This is a genomic window from Microbacterium sp. F01 (assembly GCF_056156365.1).
In genome coordinates this window covers 1,184,796-1,201,607 of the sequence record NZ_CM149592.1, presented here as the reverse complement: position 1 = coordinate 1,201,607, position 16,812 = coordinate 1,184,796, and the positions used below count along the sequence as shown (strand labels likewise).

At 65.9% G+C, this 16,812-nt stretch carries 14 protein-coding genes; 8 read left to right on the top strand and 6 right to left on the bottom strand.

Features of this window, described 5'->3' with window-relative positions:
- Positions 1–44: 44 nt before the first annotated feature.
- The 4 genes from ACVN90_RS05260 (at position 45) to ACVN90_RS05245 (ending at position 7,059) form a co-directional block, all read left to right on the top strand.
- A complete protein-coding gene (locus ACVN90_RS05260; RefSeq protein ID WP_475101110.1) occupies positions 45–1,523 on the top strand; it encodes an O-antigen ligase family protein in 1,479 nt (492 codons plus the stop codon).
- Entirely contained in the window at positions 1,520–2,875 is a 1,356-nt protein-coding gene (locus tag ACVN90_RS05255; RefSeq protein ID WP_475101109.1) for an O-antigen ligase family protein, read from the top strand. Before ACVN90_RS05260 ends, ACVN90_RS05255 begins: the two co-directional genes overlap by 4 nt.
- Positions 2,876–2,932: 57 nt before the next feature.
- Positions 2,933–3,916, top strand: a complete 984-nt coding sequence (locus ACVN90_RS05250) for a glycosyltransferase family 2 protein (RefSeq protein WP_475101108.1) — start codon at positions 2,933–2,935, stop codon at positions 3,914–3,916.
- A gap of 92 nt (positions 3,917–4,008) precedes the next feature.
- Positions 4,009–7,059: a cell wall-binding repeat-containing protein gene (locus tag ACVN90_RS05245; protein WP_475101107.1), complete on the top strand. Its 3,051-nt coding sequence runs from the start codon at positions 4,009–4,011 to the stop codon at positions 7,057–7,059.
- A 52-nt stretch (positions 7,060–7,111) separates the two neighbouring features.
- Here ACVN90_RS05245 and ACVN90_RS05240 read toward each other — a convergent pair whose 3' ends face one another.
- From ACVN90_RS05240 to glf, 3 genes are read right to left on the bottom strand one after another with little or no spacing between them, the layout of a single operon-like run.
- Complete coding sequence (locus ACVN90_RS05240) at positions 7,112–7,858, bottom strand: ABC transporter ATP-binding protein (RefSeq protein WP_475101106.1); 747 nt, start codon at positions 7,856–7,858, stop codon at positions 7,112–7,114.
- Entirely contained in the window at positions 7,858–8,664 is an 807-nt protein-coding gene (locus ACVN90_RS05235; protein ID WP_475101105.1) for an ABC transporter permease, read from the bottom strand. Before ACVN90_RS05235 ends, ACVN90_RS05240 begins: the two co-directional genes overlap by 1 nt.
- A 24-nt stretch (positions 8,665–8,688) precedes the next feature.
- The gene (gene glf, locus ACVN90_RS05230; RefSeq protein ID WP_475101104.1) at positions 8,689–9,825 is read right to left on the bottom strand and encodes a UDP-galactopyranose mutase; all 1,137 of its coding nucleotides are present in this window, start codon (positions 9,823–9,825) and stop codon (positions 8,689–8,691) included.
- Between the two features lie 150 nt (positions 9,826–9,975).
- Between glf and ACVN90_RS05225 the strand changes: the two genes are divergently transcribed.
- The 4 genes from ACVN90_RS05225 (at position 9,976) to ACVN90_RS05210 (ending at position 14,284) form a co-directional block, all read left to right on the top strand.
- Positions 9,976–10,872, top strand: coding sequence for a glycosyltransferase (locus ACVN90_RS05225; RefSeq protein ID WP_475101103.1), 897 nt, complete (start codon positions 9,976–9,978; stop codon positions 10,870–10,872).
- A 58-nt stretch (positions 10,873–10,930) separates the two neighbouring features.
- Positions 10,931–12,067, top strand: coding sequence for an NAD-dependent epimerase/dehydratase family protein (locus ACVN90_RS05220; protein ID WP_475101102.1), 1,137 nt, complete (start codon positions 10,931–10,933; stop codon positions 12,065–12,067).
- The gene (locus ACVN90_RS05215) at positions 12,064–13,167 is read left to right on the top strand and encodes an acyltransferase family protein (protein ID WP_475101101.1); all 1,104 of its coding nucleotides are present in this window, start codon (positions 12,064–12,066) and stop codon (positions 13,165–13,167) included. Before ACVN90_RS05220 ends, ACVN90_RS05215 begins: the two co-directional genes overlap by 4 nt.
- A gap of 67 nt (positions 13,168–13,234) precedes the next feature.
- Complete coding sequence (locus ACVN90_RS05210; protein WP_475101100.1) at positions 13,235–14,284, top strand: glycosyltransferase family 4 protein; 1,050 nt, start codon at positions 13,235–13,237, stop codon at positions 14,282–14,284.
- A 34-nt stretch (positions 14,285–14,318) separates the two neighbouring features.
- Here ACVN90_RS05210 and ACVN90_RS05205 read toward each other — a convergent pair whose 3' ends face one another.
- From ACVN90_RS05205 to ACVN90_RS05195, 3 genes are read right to left on the bottom strand one after another with little or no spacing between them, the layout of a single operon-like run.
- Positions 14,319–15,578 (bottom strand): polysaccharide biosynthesis protein, encoded by a 1,260-nt coding sequence (locus ACVN90_RS05205; protein WP_475101099.1) that lies wholly within the window; start codon positions 15,576–15,578, stop codon positions 14,319–14,321.
- Positions 15,565–16,002: a DUF2304 domain-containing protein gene (locus tag ACVN90_RS05200; protein ID WP_475101098.1), complete on the bottom strand. Its 438-nt coding sequence runs from the start codon at positions 16,000–16,002 to the stop codon at positions 15,565–15,567. Before ACVN90_RS05200 ends, ACVN90_RS05205 begins: the two co-directional genes overlap by 14 nt.
- Positions 15,999–16,730 carry a glycosyltransferase family 2 protein gene (locus tag ACVN90_RS05195; RefSeq protein ID WP_475101097.1) on the bottom strand — a complete coding sequence of 244 codons (732 nt, stop codon included), beginning with the start codon at positions 16,728–16,730 and terminating at the stop codon, positions 15,999–16,001. Before ACVN90_RS05195 ends, ACVN90_RS05200 begins: the two co-directional genes overlap by 4 nt.
- Positions 16,731–16,812: the final 82 nt, after the last annotated feature.

Here is a 16,812-nt window from a genome sequence, read left to right as displayed (position 1 = left end):
CAGGGCTCACGGATCGCGCGGGCGCGCGGGGTAACCTGAGTGCGATGGCCGTCCATTCGAAGCATCCGGCGTCGGCGCCGCCGGAACCGCCGGTCCGCGAGAAGACCGGCCACCTCATGCTGCGCGGCTGGTGCATCTTCGTGCTCTTCATGTCGTTGTCGGGCACCGCGTGGGTGAACGCCTTCGGTCAAGCGGCGGCCACCGTCATCACGATCGCGGGAGGCGTGCTCTCGGCCGTCCTGTGGATCGTGCTGCGGCCGCCCGTGCAATGGCGGCGGCTGCCGTGGTTCGCCGTCGCCTATGTCGCGTGGGCGACGCTTTCGCTCACGTGGTCCGCGTGGCCCGGAACGACCGCGCTCACTCTTCTTCTCCTCTGGATCACCACACTGCAGGCGCTCTTCATCGGCAGTGTGCTGACCTGGCGCGAGCTCGTGCGCGCCGCCGCCTCGGCGCTCAAGTGGGTGATGGCGCTCTCGTTCGTGTTCGAGCTGTGGGTGTGGGTGTTCATCCGCGGGCCGATCATGCCGGGTTGGATCATCGAGAAGGCCGACGACCCGATCGAGTACTGGTCGCGCGGCAACCTCTTCGAGTGGGACAAGCGCATCCAGGGGATCATGGGCAACGCCAATCTGCTCGCGCCGGTGGCCCTGCTCGCGATCATCGTGTTCAGCATCCGTCTCGCCTCCGGCGCCCCGCGGCGCACCTTCCTCTGGATCTGGATCGGGCTTTCGGCCTTCCTGTTCCTGCGCGCCGGATCGGCGACCGCGTACCTCACTGCCGCCGCCGTCGTCGTCGTGCTCGTCACGGTGCTGCTGATGCGTCGGGCGACGAAGCCCGGCGAGCGCACGAAGTACTACGTGGGGTACGTCGTCGTGGGTCTCGGCGGTCTGCTCGCGTTGTGGCTTCTGCGCGACACGATCTTCACCGCCCTCGGCCGCAGCGCCGACCTCACCGGCCGTGAGGGGATCTGGGAGGAGGTGCTGAGCCGAGCCGCCGAGCGCCCGTGGACCGGGTGGGGCTTCGCGACCCCGTGGGTCACCGCCGACCCCGCCTTCGAGATCCGCATCATCGACCACGGGCAGCTCGTCATGCAGGCCCACAACATGTGGGTCGACGTTTCGATGCAGCTCGGCATCATCGGCGTGGTGCTGCTCGCGGTGCTGTACCTCGCGTTCGTGTGGCGTGCGTGGTTCTTCGCCATCGACCGGCCGCGGTGGGACCTCCGCGCCGATCGGCCGTACTCGCCGCTCACACTCCTACCCACGCTCGTCGGGGCGATCCTGCTCGTGCAGGGGCTCGCCGAGTCGAGTCCACTCCTGCTGTGGGGCTGGCTCTTCCTCGTCATGCTCGGCTCCAAGATCAAGCAGTCGCCCCACGTCGGCGTGGGGCCGGCCGAGCAGAGGCTCGCGATCGAGCGCGGCGACGCCGTCGAGCGCGACGAGCCCGGCGGACGCGAGCCGGGCACGCCGGCGGCCGCGGGCGGTGCGGCGGCGGACGACCTGCCGGCAGGGCGCGGCGCGTGACCGACTCGCCGCATGCCGCAGCGCCCGGATGGTTGGGCACACTGCTGGCCTCGGCATCCTTCGCCCGCGCGTTCACCCTCGTCGTCTTCGCCACCGTCTTCTCGGCGTTCGCGATCGAGCGGGTCGCCGGCCGCGTCACCTACGTGACCATCGTCAGCGGGCTCTGCGTCCTCGGTCTCGCGGTGATGATCTCGCGGCGCCGCGAGCTGTCGCTCTTACGGCTCGTGCCGACGACCGTCGTGATGTTCGTCGCGTGGGCGTTCGCGAGCATCTTCTGGTCGAGCGATTCGAGCGCGTCGTTCTGGAACTGGGTGTCGATGGCGGCGCTCGCCTTCCTCGCCGTCGTCATCGGGCACGTGCGCGACACGCTGCAGACCGTGCGCGCGCTCGGCGACGTGCTGCGCGTGCTGCTCGGCGTCTCGCTCGCCCTCGAGGTTCTTTCGGGCATCCTGCTCGACATCCCGTTCACCTTCCTCGGCATCCAGGGCAGGATCGCCGAGCTCGGGCCCGTGCAGGGCATCTTCGGCACGCGCAACCTGCTCGGGTTCGTCGCCGTGATGGCGCTCATCACCTTCCTCATCGAATACCGCACGCAGTCGGTGCGCCCCGGCGTCTCGCTGGCGTCGGTGGTGCTGGCGGGAGGCCTGGCGGTCCTCAGCGACTCCCCCACCGTCGTCGTGCTCGCCCTTGGTGTCGGGCTCGCCGTCGGCGCCCTCGCCCTCGTGCGCCACGCCCGGCCCGAGCGTCGCGCGGGCCTGCAGCTGGCCCTCGGAGCCCTCGTCGTCATCGGGGTGTTCGCGGGCTACATGGCGCGGCATCCGATCATCGCCCTGCTCGGCGCCGGCACCGACTTCTCGATGCGGGTCGAGCTGTGGAACTTCATGGTCGACATCCTGCGCCAGAAGCCCGTGCAGGGCTTCGGCTGGTTCGGGGTCTGGGATCAGGGCGAGTACCCGTTCAACGCCATCAACTTCTGGTTGAACAAGGACCACGCCACCGGGCTGAACGCCTACTTCGACGTGGCGCTGCAGCTCGGCTGGGTCGGGTTGGTGCTGTTCCTCGCGCTCGGGGCTCTGGCTCTGGGGCGGTCGTGGCTGGTCGCGGGTGAGCGGCGGTCTGTGGTGTACGCCTGGACGCCTTTGATGCTCGTCGCTCTGCTGGTGGACTCGATGTTCGAGAGCTTCACGCTCACGGGGCTCGGGTGGCTGATGCTCGTGCTGTGCGCGGTGCGTGCGGGTCAGTCGCGTTCGTGGCGCGAGAAGCTGGACAGCGGGACGGATGCTGAGGGGCCGGGCGCTGCGGAAGGTTCGGGGCTTCCGCACGCCCAGGGAGAGCAAGGGACGGCAGGGTAGGCTTCTCTCCGGCCCGACGTCTCGGCGCCCCGCCACCTTTCTCCGGAGATCATCCCCGTGACCCACGTTCCGTCTGCCGCGTTCGACCCCAGCTCAGCGACCATCGCCGTCGTGACCTTCAACCGGTCGGGCCTGCTGTCGCGTCTGCTGACGAGCATGACGACGATGGACCCGAAGCCCGGCCACATCGTCGTGATCGATAACGCTTCGACGGACGACACCACCGATGTCGTCGAGTCGTTCCGCGACGCCCTCGAGCCTTCCACCCTTGTGTACCACCGCATGGAGACCAACACCGGCGGCTCGGGCGGGTTCAGCGAGGGCATGCGGGTCGCGTACGAACTCGGCTCCGAGTGGATCTGGCTGATGGACGATGACGTCGAGGTGCTCCCCGACGGCCTCGCCAAGATGGGCAAGTGGGCGCCCCGCTTCAAGAGCATCCAGGGACGACGCTACGACTACGACGGCAGCGCCTTCTACTGGCAGTACCGGGTCGCCGAGCCCCTCGGCATCCCCATCCCCTTCGCTCCCGCTGAATTCGACGAATCCGGTTACAAGCCGATGAACTCCGGATGCTTCGAGGGCATGTTCATCCACCGCGACATCGTCCAGCAGATCGGCCTGCCCGACCCGCGCTTCTTCATCTACTGGGACGACCAGATGTACGGCTGGCTGGCGTCTCGCAAGACCCAGTCGGTGATCGTCGACGAGTTCGTGCTGCGCCGCACGCGCGAGATCAAGCAATGGGACATGGGCATCCGCCACATGAACGCCTCGAGCAACGCGTACCGCTACTACATCATGCGCAACCGCGCCTACATCAAAAAGTACTACCGCTCGCTCAACGTCTACAACCCGCTCCTGTTCGGACTCGGGACAAGCCTCACGTTCGGCAAGGAGCTCATCCGTCTGGTGTTCGTCGAGCGCACATTCCGCGGGACGTCGAACCTGTTCCGTGGCCTACGGGATGGGCGGAAGATCGCGAAGGATGCGTCGTGGCAGCCGATGCCGCCGCTCGAGGCCGCGACGGCACAGGCCTGACGGACGTTTGGAATTCGAAGTACCAAACGCCTGCTAGATTCTGATCACCCGACCGCCTGGGCGGGCTCATCGGCTCGTTTCTGGGGTGTTACGTGTCATCATCGCGCACGCAATCTCGCATCACCATCCTCCGTCCCTACCGTGCTGGTCGAACCTGGATCCTGAGCGCAGCGGTTGCCGCATCAGCGCTCGCGATCGGACTCTTCGCGAACGGCACTCCGCCCGCAGCGGGGGCTGAGACCGATCGTTCGGTGTCGGGTGTGGTGTCGCTGCCGGCAGGTGCGCCGGTGGAGTGGCTGGGTGCGGTTCAGGTGTCGGCGCAGCCTGTCTCGGGTCCGGGGTACAAGTCAGTGTGGGTGGATCCGGTGACGGGCACGTACTCGCTGACGGATCTGGCTCCGGGGTCGTATCGGATCCAGTTCTCCGTGAATCAGGTCTGGGACGGGTCGGGATTTTCGCGACCGAATCTCGTGAGTGAGTACTACGACAACACCACGGATTGGAACTCGGCGACGGTGGTCGATGTGTCCGAGGCCAGCGCCTCGAGTATCGATGCGCAACTCGCAACCGGCCGGACAATCAGCGGACGCGTGACCCTGCCGGAGGGGGCCGACCCTGCCTGGTTGAGCGCGATCTCGGTCAACGCTTCCGCGACGACGAGCGGATCCGGCTACACCCAGGTCGACCCAGCGACCGGAGCGTACTCGATCATGGGTCTCGCCCCAGGTGCGTATCAGGTGCAGTTCAACGTGGGTACCTTCTGGGACGGCAGCACGTCGGTGAAGCCGAACCTGGTGTCGGAGTACTACGACAACACCACCGATTGGACCACAGCGTCTCCGGTCGATGTCTCCACCGGAGACAAGTCCGGCATCGATGCGGCGCTGGAGCAGGGCCGCAGCATCACCGGAACCGTGACTCTCCCGACCGGTGCGCCGTCGGAATGGCTGAACTCTGTGAGTGTCAGCGCATCAACGGTCAACGGGAGCATGGTGGGTGGCCTCAGCGCGAGGCCAGACTCGACGACCGGGGAATACACCCTTACCGGGCTCGCTCCCGGCGCCTATCAGGTCGCGTTCCGGGTCATGACGCTCATGCCTGGCGCCGAGCTGCCCAATCTCGTCGACGAGTACTACGACAACGTCTACACGCCGTCTGCCGCAACACCCGTCGACGTTACAGATGCCGACGAGTCCGGCATCAACGCGACCCTGGAGTCCGGCCGCAGTATCTCGGGCACGGTGAGTCTCCCCGCCGACGCGCCAGCCGCGTGGATGCAGGCTGCTCGCGTCTCGGTGATGACCCCCCACGGCGAGTACCTCGGCTACGGCAACAACGCGCAAGTCGACACCACGACCGGCGCCTACACCCTCAAACGCCTGCCCGCGGGCGACTTCATCGTCCACTTCTCCGCCTCGAGCTACTATGACGGCACGAACTGGACCTACCCTGACATCGCGCCGGAGTATTACGACGACGCCGCCACCCGCGACGATGCCACCATCGTGTCCACGACCGTCGGCAACGCCACCGGCATCGATGCCAACCTCGGACACGGCAGCGGCTTCGACCTGGACCTGGACGCGTCCGCACTGCTGGGCACCGGCAACGGCATCGGCATCTCGATCACCGATCTCGACGGCAACGTGCTCACAAGCTATGGCGACCCGCTCCCCGAGGATGGCGACTACCCAATTCGCATGAGCAATCTCGTGCCCGGCGGCTACCGGATCTCGGTCACCACCAGTACCTGGAACGACCAGACGAACACGGCCAGCATCGGCTCTGCACAATTCCTGCGCTTCGGATCCGCGACCAGCATCCAGCTCACCGCCGGCGAGACCGCGACCGGACAGGTCACTGCCCGGCCCGCCGACGCCACTATAAGCGGAAACATCCGTGCTGAGGGGTTCACCACCACCGGCGGCATCCTCGGCAGCGTGCTTCCCTACGAGAACCTCGACGGCAACTGGACCCGCATCCCCGAGGTCCACTTCGACACCACCCAGAACGGCAACACGCCCTACTCCCTCAACGTCCCCGCTGGCACCTACACCATCGGCTACGAAACCGACCATTCCCCGAGCGGCGTCGACACCACCGAGCAATGGTGGAACAAGAAGACTTCCCTCGCAGCGGCAGACCGCATCACCCTCACCCCCGGCCAGACCCGCACCGACATCAACGGCACCATCCACCCCGAAGGAGTCGGCCCCGAGACGGAGACCCGCGTTGATCGGCTGGCCGGCGACCTTCGGTTCGACACCGCGGTAGCCATCAGCCGCGACACCTTCGATGAGAACGTGCCCGTCGCTTACATCGCCAACGCCTACAACTTCCCCGACGCGCTCTCAGGAGCCGCCGCTGCCGGCGTGAAGAACGGACCGGTCCTACTCACCCCAGCCGACAGCATCCCCGATGTCGTCAAACAAGAGCTCGTCCGACTCAAGCCACAACGCATCATCGTCCTCGGCGGCCCCAACGCCATCAACGAGGCGGTACGTCAACAACTCAACGGATTCACGACTGGCAAAGTTGATCGGCTGGCCGGCGACCTTCGGTTCGACACCGCGGTAGCCATCAGCCGCGACACCTTCGATGAGAACGTGCCCGTCGCTTACATCGCCAACGCCTACAACTTCCCCGACGCGCTCTCAGGAGCCGCCGCTGCCGGCGTGAAGAACGGACCGGTCCTACTCACCCCCGCCGACAGCATCCCCGATGTCGTCAAACAAGAGCTCGTCCGACTCAAGCCACAACGCATCATCGTCCTCGGCGGCCCCAACGCCATCAACGAGGCGGTACGTCAACAACTCAACGGATTCACGACTGGCAAAGTTGATCGGCTGGCCGGCGACCTTCGGTTCGACACCGCGGTAGCCATCAGCCGCGACACCTTCGATGAGAACGTGCCCGTCGCTTACATCGCCAACGCCTACAACTTCCCCGACGCGCTCTCAGGAGCCGCCGCTGCCGGCGTGAAGAACGGACCGGTCCTACTCACCCCCGCCGACAGCATCCCCGATGTCGTCAAACAAGAGCTCGTCCGACTCAAGCCACAACGCATCATCGTCCTCGGCGGCCCCAACGCCATCAACGACGCTGTAGTGACTGCTCTAGCCGAGCAACTTGCGAACGACTGATCGAGATCAAACGGACAGAGTTTCAGGGCATCGCGGCCGCCCCGACTCCCGATCAGCCGACGGGATAGTCGGCGTTGTAGCGATCGAGCACCTCGTCGATCGGCGCATCCATTGCGAGGTGGTGCTTGTCGAGGTAGAGACCGCGCGTGCAGAAGCGGCGCAGGTCGCGCTCGCTGTGCGATACGAAGAACAGCGTGCGCCCGTCGCCGAGGAGTTCGTCGATGCGCTTGTAGCACTTCTCACGGAATGCCTTGTCGCCGACGGCGAGGACCTCGTCGACGAGGAGGATTGGCTCTTCGAGCTGCGACACTACGGAGAACGCGAGCCGGACCTTCATGCCGTTGCTGAGGTGCTTGTACGGTGTGTCCACGAAGTCGTCGAGTTCGGCGAAGTCGATGATGCCGTCGAAGCGGCGGGCGACCTCGGCTTTCGACATCCCGTGCAGGCCGGATGTGAGCCGCACATTCTCGCGCACCGTGAGGTCGCCGACGAATCCGCCGGTGATCTCGATGAGCGGTGCGACGCCGCCGTTGACCGATACCGACCCCTCATCGGCCAGGAGCACCCCCGCGACGAGTTTCAGCAGTGTCGACTTGCCCTGACCGTTGCGGCCGACGACGCCGATCGACTCGCCAGGACTCACGTCGAAGCTCACTTCTCGCAGCGCCCAGAACTCACCTGGCTTAGACCGGCGGGTCGAGTCGGAGAACAGGTCCTTGATGCTGCGCCGACCTCGTCTGTTGCGACGGAAGCGCACACCGAGGCCCTGCACCTCGATCGCGAGACCGGATGCCGTCATCACAGCTCCTTCAGCACGGGGCGCTCGAGCCGCCGGAACACCAAGATCCCGAGGGCGAGGAAAAGAAACGACATGATGGCGCCCATCCCGATGACCCACGAATCCCATTCCTCCACGAAAAAACCGACCCGGTAGAGGGCGAAGATGCCCGACAGCGGGTTGAACGCGGCGAGCGTCTCGAAAGCGCCAGGGAGATCCTCGACGCCGTAGATCACCGGAGACGCGTAGAACAACGCGCGCAAAATGAGCTTCGTTGTGCGCTCGAGATCGCTCCAGATGACGCACAGCGGGGCGACGAGGAGGCCGAGGCCCACAAGGAGCACCGTCTGCAACGCGATCGCGACGGGGATCCAGAGGAGCCCCCAGTTGAGTTGCGCGGGGTGGTCCGAGAAGAACGAGAGCACGACGAACAGAGCCAGAACGGGCAGCGAGCACAGAAACTCGATGCCCTTGCTGAGCACGATCCGGTTGACCCAGATCGACCGGGGAATCGCGGTCGACCGCACGAGGCGCGCATCCTTGTTGAACGCGCGCGTGAAGTCCGACACCGAGGAGTTGAACCATACCCAGGGCAGCAGCGCGGTGATGAGGAACACGATGTACGGCTCGTGACCCACCGTGCGCTGGAATACCTGGGTGAACACGAACCAGTAGATCGCGCTCATGACGAGCGGGTCGAGGATCGACCACAGGTATCCGAGTGCGCTCGTGGCGTAGCGCACCTTGAGGTCGCGCGCCGACAGCAGCCACAGCGAGTGGAGGTAGCGCCGGGGCGATCCGGGGGCGCCGACGGCGGCAGTGGTCACGATGTCGAGTCTATGCGGGCGCGATCACGCCAGCTGGTTGTTCCACATCGATAGGGCGGAGCCGATGGCCATGTGCATGTCGAGATATTGATACGTGCCCAACCGGCCACCGAACAGAACGTCCGACTCTCCCTTGGCGAGATCACGATACGCGATCAGACCCGCCCGATCCTCCGGAGTGTTCACCGGGTAGTACGGCTCGTCGGTGCGCGACGCGAATCGCGAGTACTCCCTCATGATGACGGTCCGGTCGGCGGGATAGCGCTCGGCGCGCTCAGGGTGGAAATGCCTGAACTCGTGGATCCGCGTGTACGGGACGTCCGCGTCCGCGTAGTTCATCACCGGGGTGCCCTGAAAGTCTCCCACGTCGAGCACTTCACGTTCGAAGTCGAGGGTGCGCCACGAGAGGGCGCCTTCGGCGTAGTCGAAATAGCGGTCGACGGGGCCGGTGTACACGATCGGAACCTGGCCTACCGTTGCCCGCTTGTTCAGCGGCTGCGACTCGTCGAAAAAGTCCGTGTCGAGTTCGACGGCGATGTTCTCGTGGTCAGCCATGCGCTCGAGCCATGCGGTATATCCGTCTGCCGGCAGCCCCTCCCACGTGTCGTTGAAGTACCGGTTGTCGTAGTTGTAGCGAACCGGGAGACGGCTGATGACCTCGGCCGGCAGGTCCTTCGGATCGGTCTGCCACTGCTTCGCCGTGTAGTCCCGGATGAAGGCTTCGTAGAGCGGGCGCCCGATCAGCGCGATGCTTTTTTCCTCGAGGTTCGCGGCGTCCTTCGCATCGAACTCGCCGGCCAGCTCGTGCACGAGCGCACGCGCCTGTTCGGGCGAGTACGCGGCCTGGAAGAACTGGTTGATCGTCCCGAGGTTGATCGGGAGCGGGAACACCACCCCTTTATGGTTCGTGTACACGCGGTGCACGTAGTTCGTGAACGTCGTGAACCGGTTGACGTACTCCCAGACCACGGCGTTCGACGTGTGGAACAGGTGTGCGCCGTACCGATGCACCTCGATGCCCGTCGTGGGCTCGTTCTCGCTGTACGCGTTGCCCCCGATATGGCTGCGACGATCGATCACGGTGACTTTGCGGCCGGATGCCGCGGCCCGCTCCGCAATGGTGAGGCCGAAGAATCCGGAGCCTACGATGAGCAGATCCATGCGACAGGCTTTCTGGTCTGGCCGAGGAGCGATGTGCGGTCAGGCGGAAACTCCGCCGATCTGGAAGTCTACGCAGGGACGAACACGGGAGAGAATCTCACGCCGATGGACTGCGCGGCTCCCAGACTGATCTCGTAGGCTCTTCGCGCCATGACACACGAGATCTTCGTCCCCTTCTGGGGAGACCCCGGGCTCCTTTACCAGACCGTCGAATCCGTCCGCGCCCAGCGCAATCCTGACTGGCGACTGGTCGTGATCGACGACTGCTATCCCGACGAGGGCGTCCCGGCCTGGTTCGCGGGGCTCGACGATGAGCGCATCGTGTACGTGCGCAATGAGGTCAACCTGGGCATCACTGAGAATTATCGTGAGGCGATCCGGCGGGCCACGACGCCCTACATCACGATCCTGGGCTGCGACGATCTCCTGCACCCGAACTACCTGGACGTCGTGCTCACGACGATCGCCGCCGTTCCCGATGCCGACGTCGTACAACCCGGGGTGGAGGTGGTCGACGAGAACGGCGCGGTGGTCCGTCCGCTCGTCGACCGAGTGAAGACCCGCATCCTCGCTCCCAGGGGCGGACCGGGGATCGCCGTCCTGCGCGGCCAGGCGATGGCGACAAGCCTGATCAAGGGCGATTGGCTGTACTGGCCCTCGCTTACTTTCCGCACCGAGACGCTGCGGCGCATCGACTTTCGGGAAGGCCTCCCGATCATCCAGGACCTCGCGCTGCTCATGGACGTGGCCTTCGACGACGGGTGCCTCGCCTACAACCCGACGCTGGCCTTCTCCTATCGCCGACACGGAGCGAGCGCATCTCAGAAGACACTCCTCGACGGCCGACGCTTCCGGGATGAGCGCACCTACTATTCGCAGGCGCAAGCGCTGGCCACCGCCAAGGGATGGAAGAGGACAGCTGCGACGGCGCGTCTGCGGCTCATGTCCAGGCTGCATGGCATCGTCGAGCTCCCCGGTGTGATCCGGCACGGAACGGGCTCGGGGCTACAATCTACGCTGGCGCACATCTTCGCCATCGCCATCTAACGCACGCGCGGCGCTTCGAACGAGCGCGTCCGCCATTCTTTCGTTCTGGAGTTCGCGTATGCCCGATCACGTGCTCATCACCGGCGGCGCCGGCTTCATCGGCACGCGTCTCGCACGGCGCTTCGTCGACGCCGGCCACACGGTGACCGTATTGGATTCGCTGATCCCACAGGTGCACGGCGACGACCCTCACGCCACCTCGGCGCTCTTGCGATCGCTCGACGGTGTCGCCGACGTGATCGAGGGCACCGTCACGTCCAGCGACGACCTGCGGCGCGCGCTGTCCGGCGCCGGCATCGTCGTCCATCTCGCCGCCGAGACGGGCACCGGCCAGTCGATGTACGAGATCGACCGGTACGTCGAAGCGAACGTCGGCGGCACCGCCAAACTGCTCGACCTCCTCACGAATGAGCAGCACTCGGTGACACGCATGGTGATCGCCTCATCGCGTTCGATCTACGGCGAGGGCTCCTACCGCACCAAGGACGGTCGGATCGTCTACCCGCCGCACCGCGCGGACAGCGACATGGCCGCCGGGGACTTCGAGGTGCACATGCCGGGTGAGGGCCCGATCGAGATCGTCCCCACCGACGAGACCGCGAAGCTTCACCCGTCTTCGGTCTACGGCATCACCAAGCAGATGCAGGAATCGCTCATCATGACGGTCGCCCCAACGATCGGCATCGAGCCCGTCGCGCTCCGCTACCAGAACGTGTACGGTCCAGGACAGTCGCTCAAGAACCCGTACACGGGCATCCTCTCGATCTTCTCGACGCTCATCCGTCAGGGTAAGGAGATCAACATCTTCGAGGACGGCCTGGAGAGCCGCGACTTCGTCTATATCGACGATGTCGTGGAGGCCACGTTCCTCGCCGCGACGTCACCCGCCGCGGTCGGCGGCGTCTTCAATGTGGGCTCGGGAGTCGCCACCACCGTGAACGAGGTCGTCGCCGCACTGTTCGAGGCCTTCGGGCGCGACGTGCCCACTCGCGTGTCGGGCAACTACCGACTCGGCGACATCCGACACAACGTGGCTGACACCACGAGACTCCGCACCGTTCTCGACTACGCGCCCGGTGTGCCTTTCCGCAACGGCGTCGCCCGATTCGTGGAATGGGTCCTGACCGAGCCGGTTGAGGGTGACATGTACCAACGCTCCCTCGACGAGATGGCGGCCAGAAACCTCTTGAAATGAGTATCGCCACCGCGCTCCGCGGCGCGCCTTATCCGTATCGTGCGAACAGCCTCAATCTGTTCCGGCTGTTCCTTGCAGCGCTCGTCCTCTTCGCCCACAGCTGGTACATCGCCGGTCGCGGCGAAGGTCCGCATCTGCAGGGCGAGAACCTCGGTGGGTGGGCCGTCGCCGGGTTCTTCGTGATCAGCGGCTTCCTGATCACCCGCAGCCGTATCCGAACGCCGGCAGGGGACTATCTGCTCCACCGCGTCGCACGAATCTACCCCGCGTTCATCGTGTGCCTGGTCCTGACAGCGGCGGTCTTCGGTCCGATCTCGATGCTGATCGACTACGGCTCACTGGCCGGATACGCCACGACCCCCGTGACGCCGGCGCAGTACGTATGGGGCAACCTCGGGCTCAACATCACCAGCTACGACATCGGCCGCACACTGGACACCGTGCCGTATCCGAATGCCTGGAACGGTTCCCTGTGGACTCTCTACTATGAGTTCCTCTGCTACCTCGCCGTGTGGCTTCTGGGGGCGTGGGCGCTCTTCCGCCGTTCGCTCCTCCCCGCGATCGCGCTGTTCCTCGCCAGTGTCGCGATGTGGGCGAACATCGGACTGGCGTCGCGTCTCGGACTGGATCCGAGCTACACCCTTCTTTTCAAGCTCCTCCCCTTCTTCCTGGGAGGTACGGTCGTCTACTTCGTCATCGATCGGTGGGGACTGAACAAGTGGGTCGGCATCGGATCCATCGCCGTCGCCGTCCTCATCATCGGGCTCGTGCCAGGGTGGGGCGGACAGGCTGCGTCGCCGTTCATGGCTTACGGACTGCTGTTCCTCGCCACGATCGTGCCCCAGCCGCGGTGGATCGCGCGCAACGACGTCTCCTATGGGTTCTACATCTACGCGTGGCCCGTTCAGCAACTCACGGTGCTGTTCGGAGGCACTCAATGGGGAATGGTCGCCTACATCCTGATCACGATCCTGGGCACGGCCTGCCTTGCGGTCGCGAGCTGGTTCCTGGTGGAACGTCCGGCGATGCTGCGGGTTCGCCCCACCTCTACACGCGTCCGCCCACCCGAACCCCTCCCGGGAGATATGCGGCGCGTGTGACGTAGGCTGGGACACCGTGCCTCGCGTCCTCGTCGATCTGCTCTCATACTCCGGAACCAAGGGGGGGATGGAGACGTACACGCGGGAGCTTTATCGCGCTCTGGGCGCATTGGGCGACGACTACGAGTACATCGGCTTCATCAGCAAGGAAGGCGCGCGACTCGACCGCAGCTGGTTCCCCGGCCGGATGGTCGAGTCGGGAATCAGCGGCGAGAACCGTTTCGAGTGGGCGTGGGGCGAGTTGACGCAGGTTGCGCGGGCCGCCGGTAGGCACGACGTGGATCTCGTACACTCGCCGGCCACGCTGGGGCCGCGGAAGACATCGATGCCGACCGTCGTAACGATGCACGACATGCTCTACTGGAGCCACCCGGAGCACATGTCCACCCCGCTCTACACCGCGCCCGTGAAGTGGATGGAGAGAGTGGCGGCCCGGAATGCCGCGCGTGTCATCACGATCAGCCCGACGTCTGCCGACGAGATCGTGAAGTACCTCGGCGTGTCTCGGGACCGGCTCGACGTGATCCCCCTGGCCGGCTCGGCGCCGGAGGGCATCGACCGATCACGCGCGGGAGCGAATGGGCCGATGGTCCTCGCGATGGGCAATCGCCGGCCGCACAAGAACTGGGCGGCCCTGATTCGGGCGCTGCCGTTGCTCGCCGCGGAGGATCGACCCCGGGTGATCATCACAGGCGGCCGCGGTGACGATCCGCTCAAGGCGATCGTCGACGAGACCGGCATGCACGCGTGGGTGGAACTGCGCGGGTGGGTGGGCGAAGAAGAGGTGAGCGACCTCTACTCGACAGCAAGCGCCCTCGCAATCCCGTCACTCGCCGAAGGCTTCTCGCTACCCACATTGGAGGCGATGGGGGCGGGGCTTCCCGTCATCCTGAGCGACATAGACGTTCACCGCTACGTCGGCGGCGATGCCGCGGTCTACTTCGACCCCCTTGACGACCGCGCCGTCGCGGACGCGCTGAAAACCGTTGCCACCGATCCGACCACGCTCCGGCAATTGGCCGACGCCGGCCGCGCCCGCGCTGGCGAGTTCACATGGGAGCGCACCGCGAGCGAGACGCGCGCGTCGTTCGACTCCGCATTGGGGCTTACGCGCTGAACGGATGCGTGCACGACCTCAGCGCCCCAGTCGGTCAGGCGCCGTGCTGCGGTGTGGGCGTCGTCTGCGAGGTCACCCGTCCTGACCGGATGAGCGCGACCAGATGCAGGGTCAGCCCCACGACGGCGGGAAATGTGAGAGCCAACGCGACGCGGGTGACCCAGTCGATCGGCACCACCAGCAATGCGATCGTGAGGACTGCGGCGGCTGCCCACCCGACGAGATTGGCGGCATGACGGCGAGCCGAAATCAGTGCCGGACCGGTCACCGACATCGCGGCTACGAGACCCGCGCTCAGGACGACGACCGAGACGATCCAGCCGTCGATGTGGAATCGCTCGTCGGAGACCCACGCCACCACGGGGGGCCCGACGAACGCGGCGGCCACCGCCAGCACGACCACGGCTGCGAGCACTGACGCGAGAACCCGGAAGAGCTTGACCGGGCGCACACGTCCACCCCGGAAGACGGCCGAGATCAGGAAGCTCTGCAACGCGATGATCGGGATCACGATGGGAGCACGCGTGAGGGTGACGGTGAGGAGCAGAGCGCCGAGGGTCTCAGGCACCACTCCGTCGCTCGTGACACCGATGAGCAGCGGCAATCCTGTGATGAGGACCCCGGATGCGACGGCTGCGCCGACCGTTCCGACAGTGTGGGCTGTGAAGCGACCCAGCGGCACATCGAGCCGGAAGTGGCCTGTCACTTGTCGCCTGGCGGCCAGCCAAGTGATGGCGAAGGCGAAGCCGAACGGCACCGCCACGAGGAGCGCGAGCCATTCCATAGGGAGTTGCATCGCAAACCCGCCGAGTAGCAGAGCCGCTCGGATCGCGGAGTCCAGGATCGTGATCGCGGCCACCGCCCTCCATAGCCGCAGCCCGTAGAGGAGGCCGCTGAGGACGGCTACGGCGAGGTAGCCGACCAGTCCGATCGCGAGTACAGCCGCAAGCACCAGGACCGAGCCGGGAAGGATTCGCCCACCGAAGACGGCAGCGACCACGAGACTGGTGACCACGAGAACTGCCGCTGAGACGAGCGTGAACACCCGGAGCACGGGACTCGGCTTCTGGCCGGTCGCAGGGTGGGCGGCCCGCGACACCTCCTGCTGGACACCGGCCATCGCCGATACTCCGAGGTAGATGGTCGACCAGAACACCGAGAACGCGACATAGACCGATTCCTCGGTGAGGAGCGCCGGAGCCGTCAACTGGATCGCGTAGCCGAGCACGCCGGCGACCGCAGTGGAGATCAGGACCGCGCGGAGACCGCTCGCGGTGGAGTCACTCGCTGCCATTCGGATCCGTGTCATCGGACGCGGCACGCTGCGGCGCTTCACCCGCGAGCGTTGCATCTGATCGCCGATCCGCGGATGTCACGGGCCGACCGCGGAGCTCGTCGACATCGGCACGCAGGATAGCGACCTCCTCCGCCACGCGGCGCACCTCGTCCTCCGCGAGCGAAAGCTCCCACGACAGGTGGAGTGCGACCCCGACCAGCAGGACGATCGACAATGCGAAGATCAGGTTCGAGGGCACCTCCACGCCCAGCAGATCCGACAACCCAAGCAGCAACTGGGGGAAGAGGGCGAGGACGAGCAACGCCACGCCGATGATGATCCAGAGGATCGCGTACTTCTCGCGAAGCTGGCGCCGCAGCAGCAGACTGACGATGAGAACCAGGACGACGACGGCGAAGGCGATACCCGCGAAGACGATCACGCTCTCACCTCGTTCGACTGTCGGCGTCCCCGCATGAGCGCCAGCGAGAGGGCGAAGACGCTTCGCAGCAGATAGACGGTGGCTCCGGCCGGGTTCTGACTCGGACGCCCATGGGCACGCGGCCTCATCGAGACCGGGACCTGCGTCACCGACAGACCTGAATGCACCGCACTGACGAGCGAGTCCACGGTGTCACCGAGATACTCCGCCGGATAATAGAGGACGTACTGGTCGATCGCGCGCCGATTCGCGGCGCGGAACCCGCTCGTGACATCCGTCAGGCGTGTCTTCGCAACCCGCGACAGGACTCCGGCGAGGAACTTCATGGCCCACTTGCGCGGGCCCCGCACCTCGTAGTCCCCCGCGTCGGCGAATCGCGCTCCGATGGAGATGTCGGCCCGGTCGAGGCCGCTCAGAACGCGAACGATGTCACGGGGATCGTGCTGCCCGTCGGCGTCCACCTGGATCGCGCGAGCGTAGCCGTGGCGCTGCGCGTAGGTGAAGCCCGTCCGCATGGCTCCCCCCACGCCCATGTTGAACGGGAGTCGCAGGACGCGGGCCCCCGCCTGGGCGGCGACATCCGCGGTGGCATCGGCGGATCCGTCGTCTACCACGACCACATCCATCCCCTCGATGCGATCCAGGATCTCGCGTACGGTGTTCCCCACGTTGCGGGCCTCGTTCCACGCCGGGACGATGATGAGCGTACGCTCCGACTGGGCAGGCATGATGTTCGAGTCTACGCGACCGGGATCATCCCCAGCGATCCGGACCGGGCCCAGCATGCATTCAGGAGCCGTCGTCGGAGCC

Excerpts from the sequence above, each read along its gene's own strand:
- ACVN90_RS05260 (WP_475101110.1), top strand. The coding sequence starts at position 45 with ATGGCCGTCCATTCGAAGCATCCGGCGTCGGCGCCGCCGGAACCGCCG.
- ACVN90_RS05240 (WP_475101106.1), bottom strand. The coding sequence starts at position 7,858 with ATGACGGCATCCGGTCTCGCGATCGAGGTGCAGGGCCTCGGTGTGCGC.
- glf (WP_475101104.1), bottom strand. The coding sequence starts at position 9,825 with ATGGATCTGCTCATCGTAGGCTCCGGATTCTTCGGCCTCACCATTGCG.
- ACVN90_RS05225 (WP_475101103.1), top strand. The coding sequence starts at position 9,976 with ATGACACACGAGATCTTCGTCCCCTTCTGGGGAGACCCCGGGCTCCTT.
- ACVN90_RS05220 (WP_475101102.1), top strand. The coding sequence starts at position 10,931 with ATGCCCGATCACGTGCTCATCACCGGCGGCGCCGGCTTCATCGGCACG.
- ACVN90_RS05215 (WP_475101101.1), top strand. The coding sequence starts at position 12,064 with ATGAGTATCGCCACCGCGCTCCGCGGCGCGCCTTATCCGTATCGTGCG.
- ACVN90_RS05210 (WP_475101100.1), top strand. The coding sequence starts at position 13,235 with ATGGAGACGTACACGCGGGAGCTTTATCGCGCTCTGGGCGCATTGGGC.
- ACVN90_RS05205 (WP_475101099.1), bottom strand. The coding sequence starts at position 15,578 with ATGGCAGCGAGTGACTCCACCGCGAGCGGTCTCCGCGCGGTCCTGATC.
- ACVN90_RS05195 (WP_475101097.1), bottom strand. The coding sequence starts at position 16,730 with ATGCCTGCCCAGTCGGAGCGTACGCTCATCATCGTCCCGGCGTGGAAC.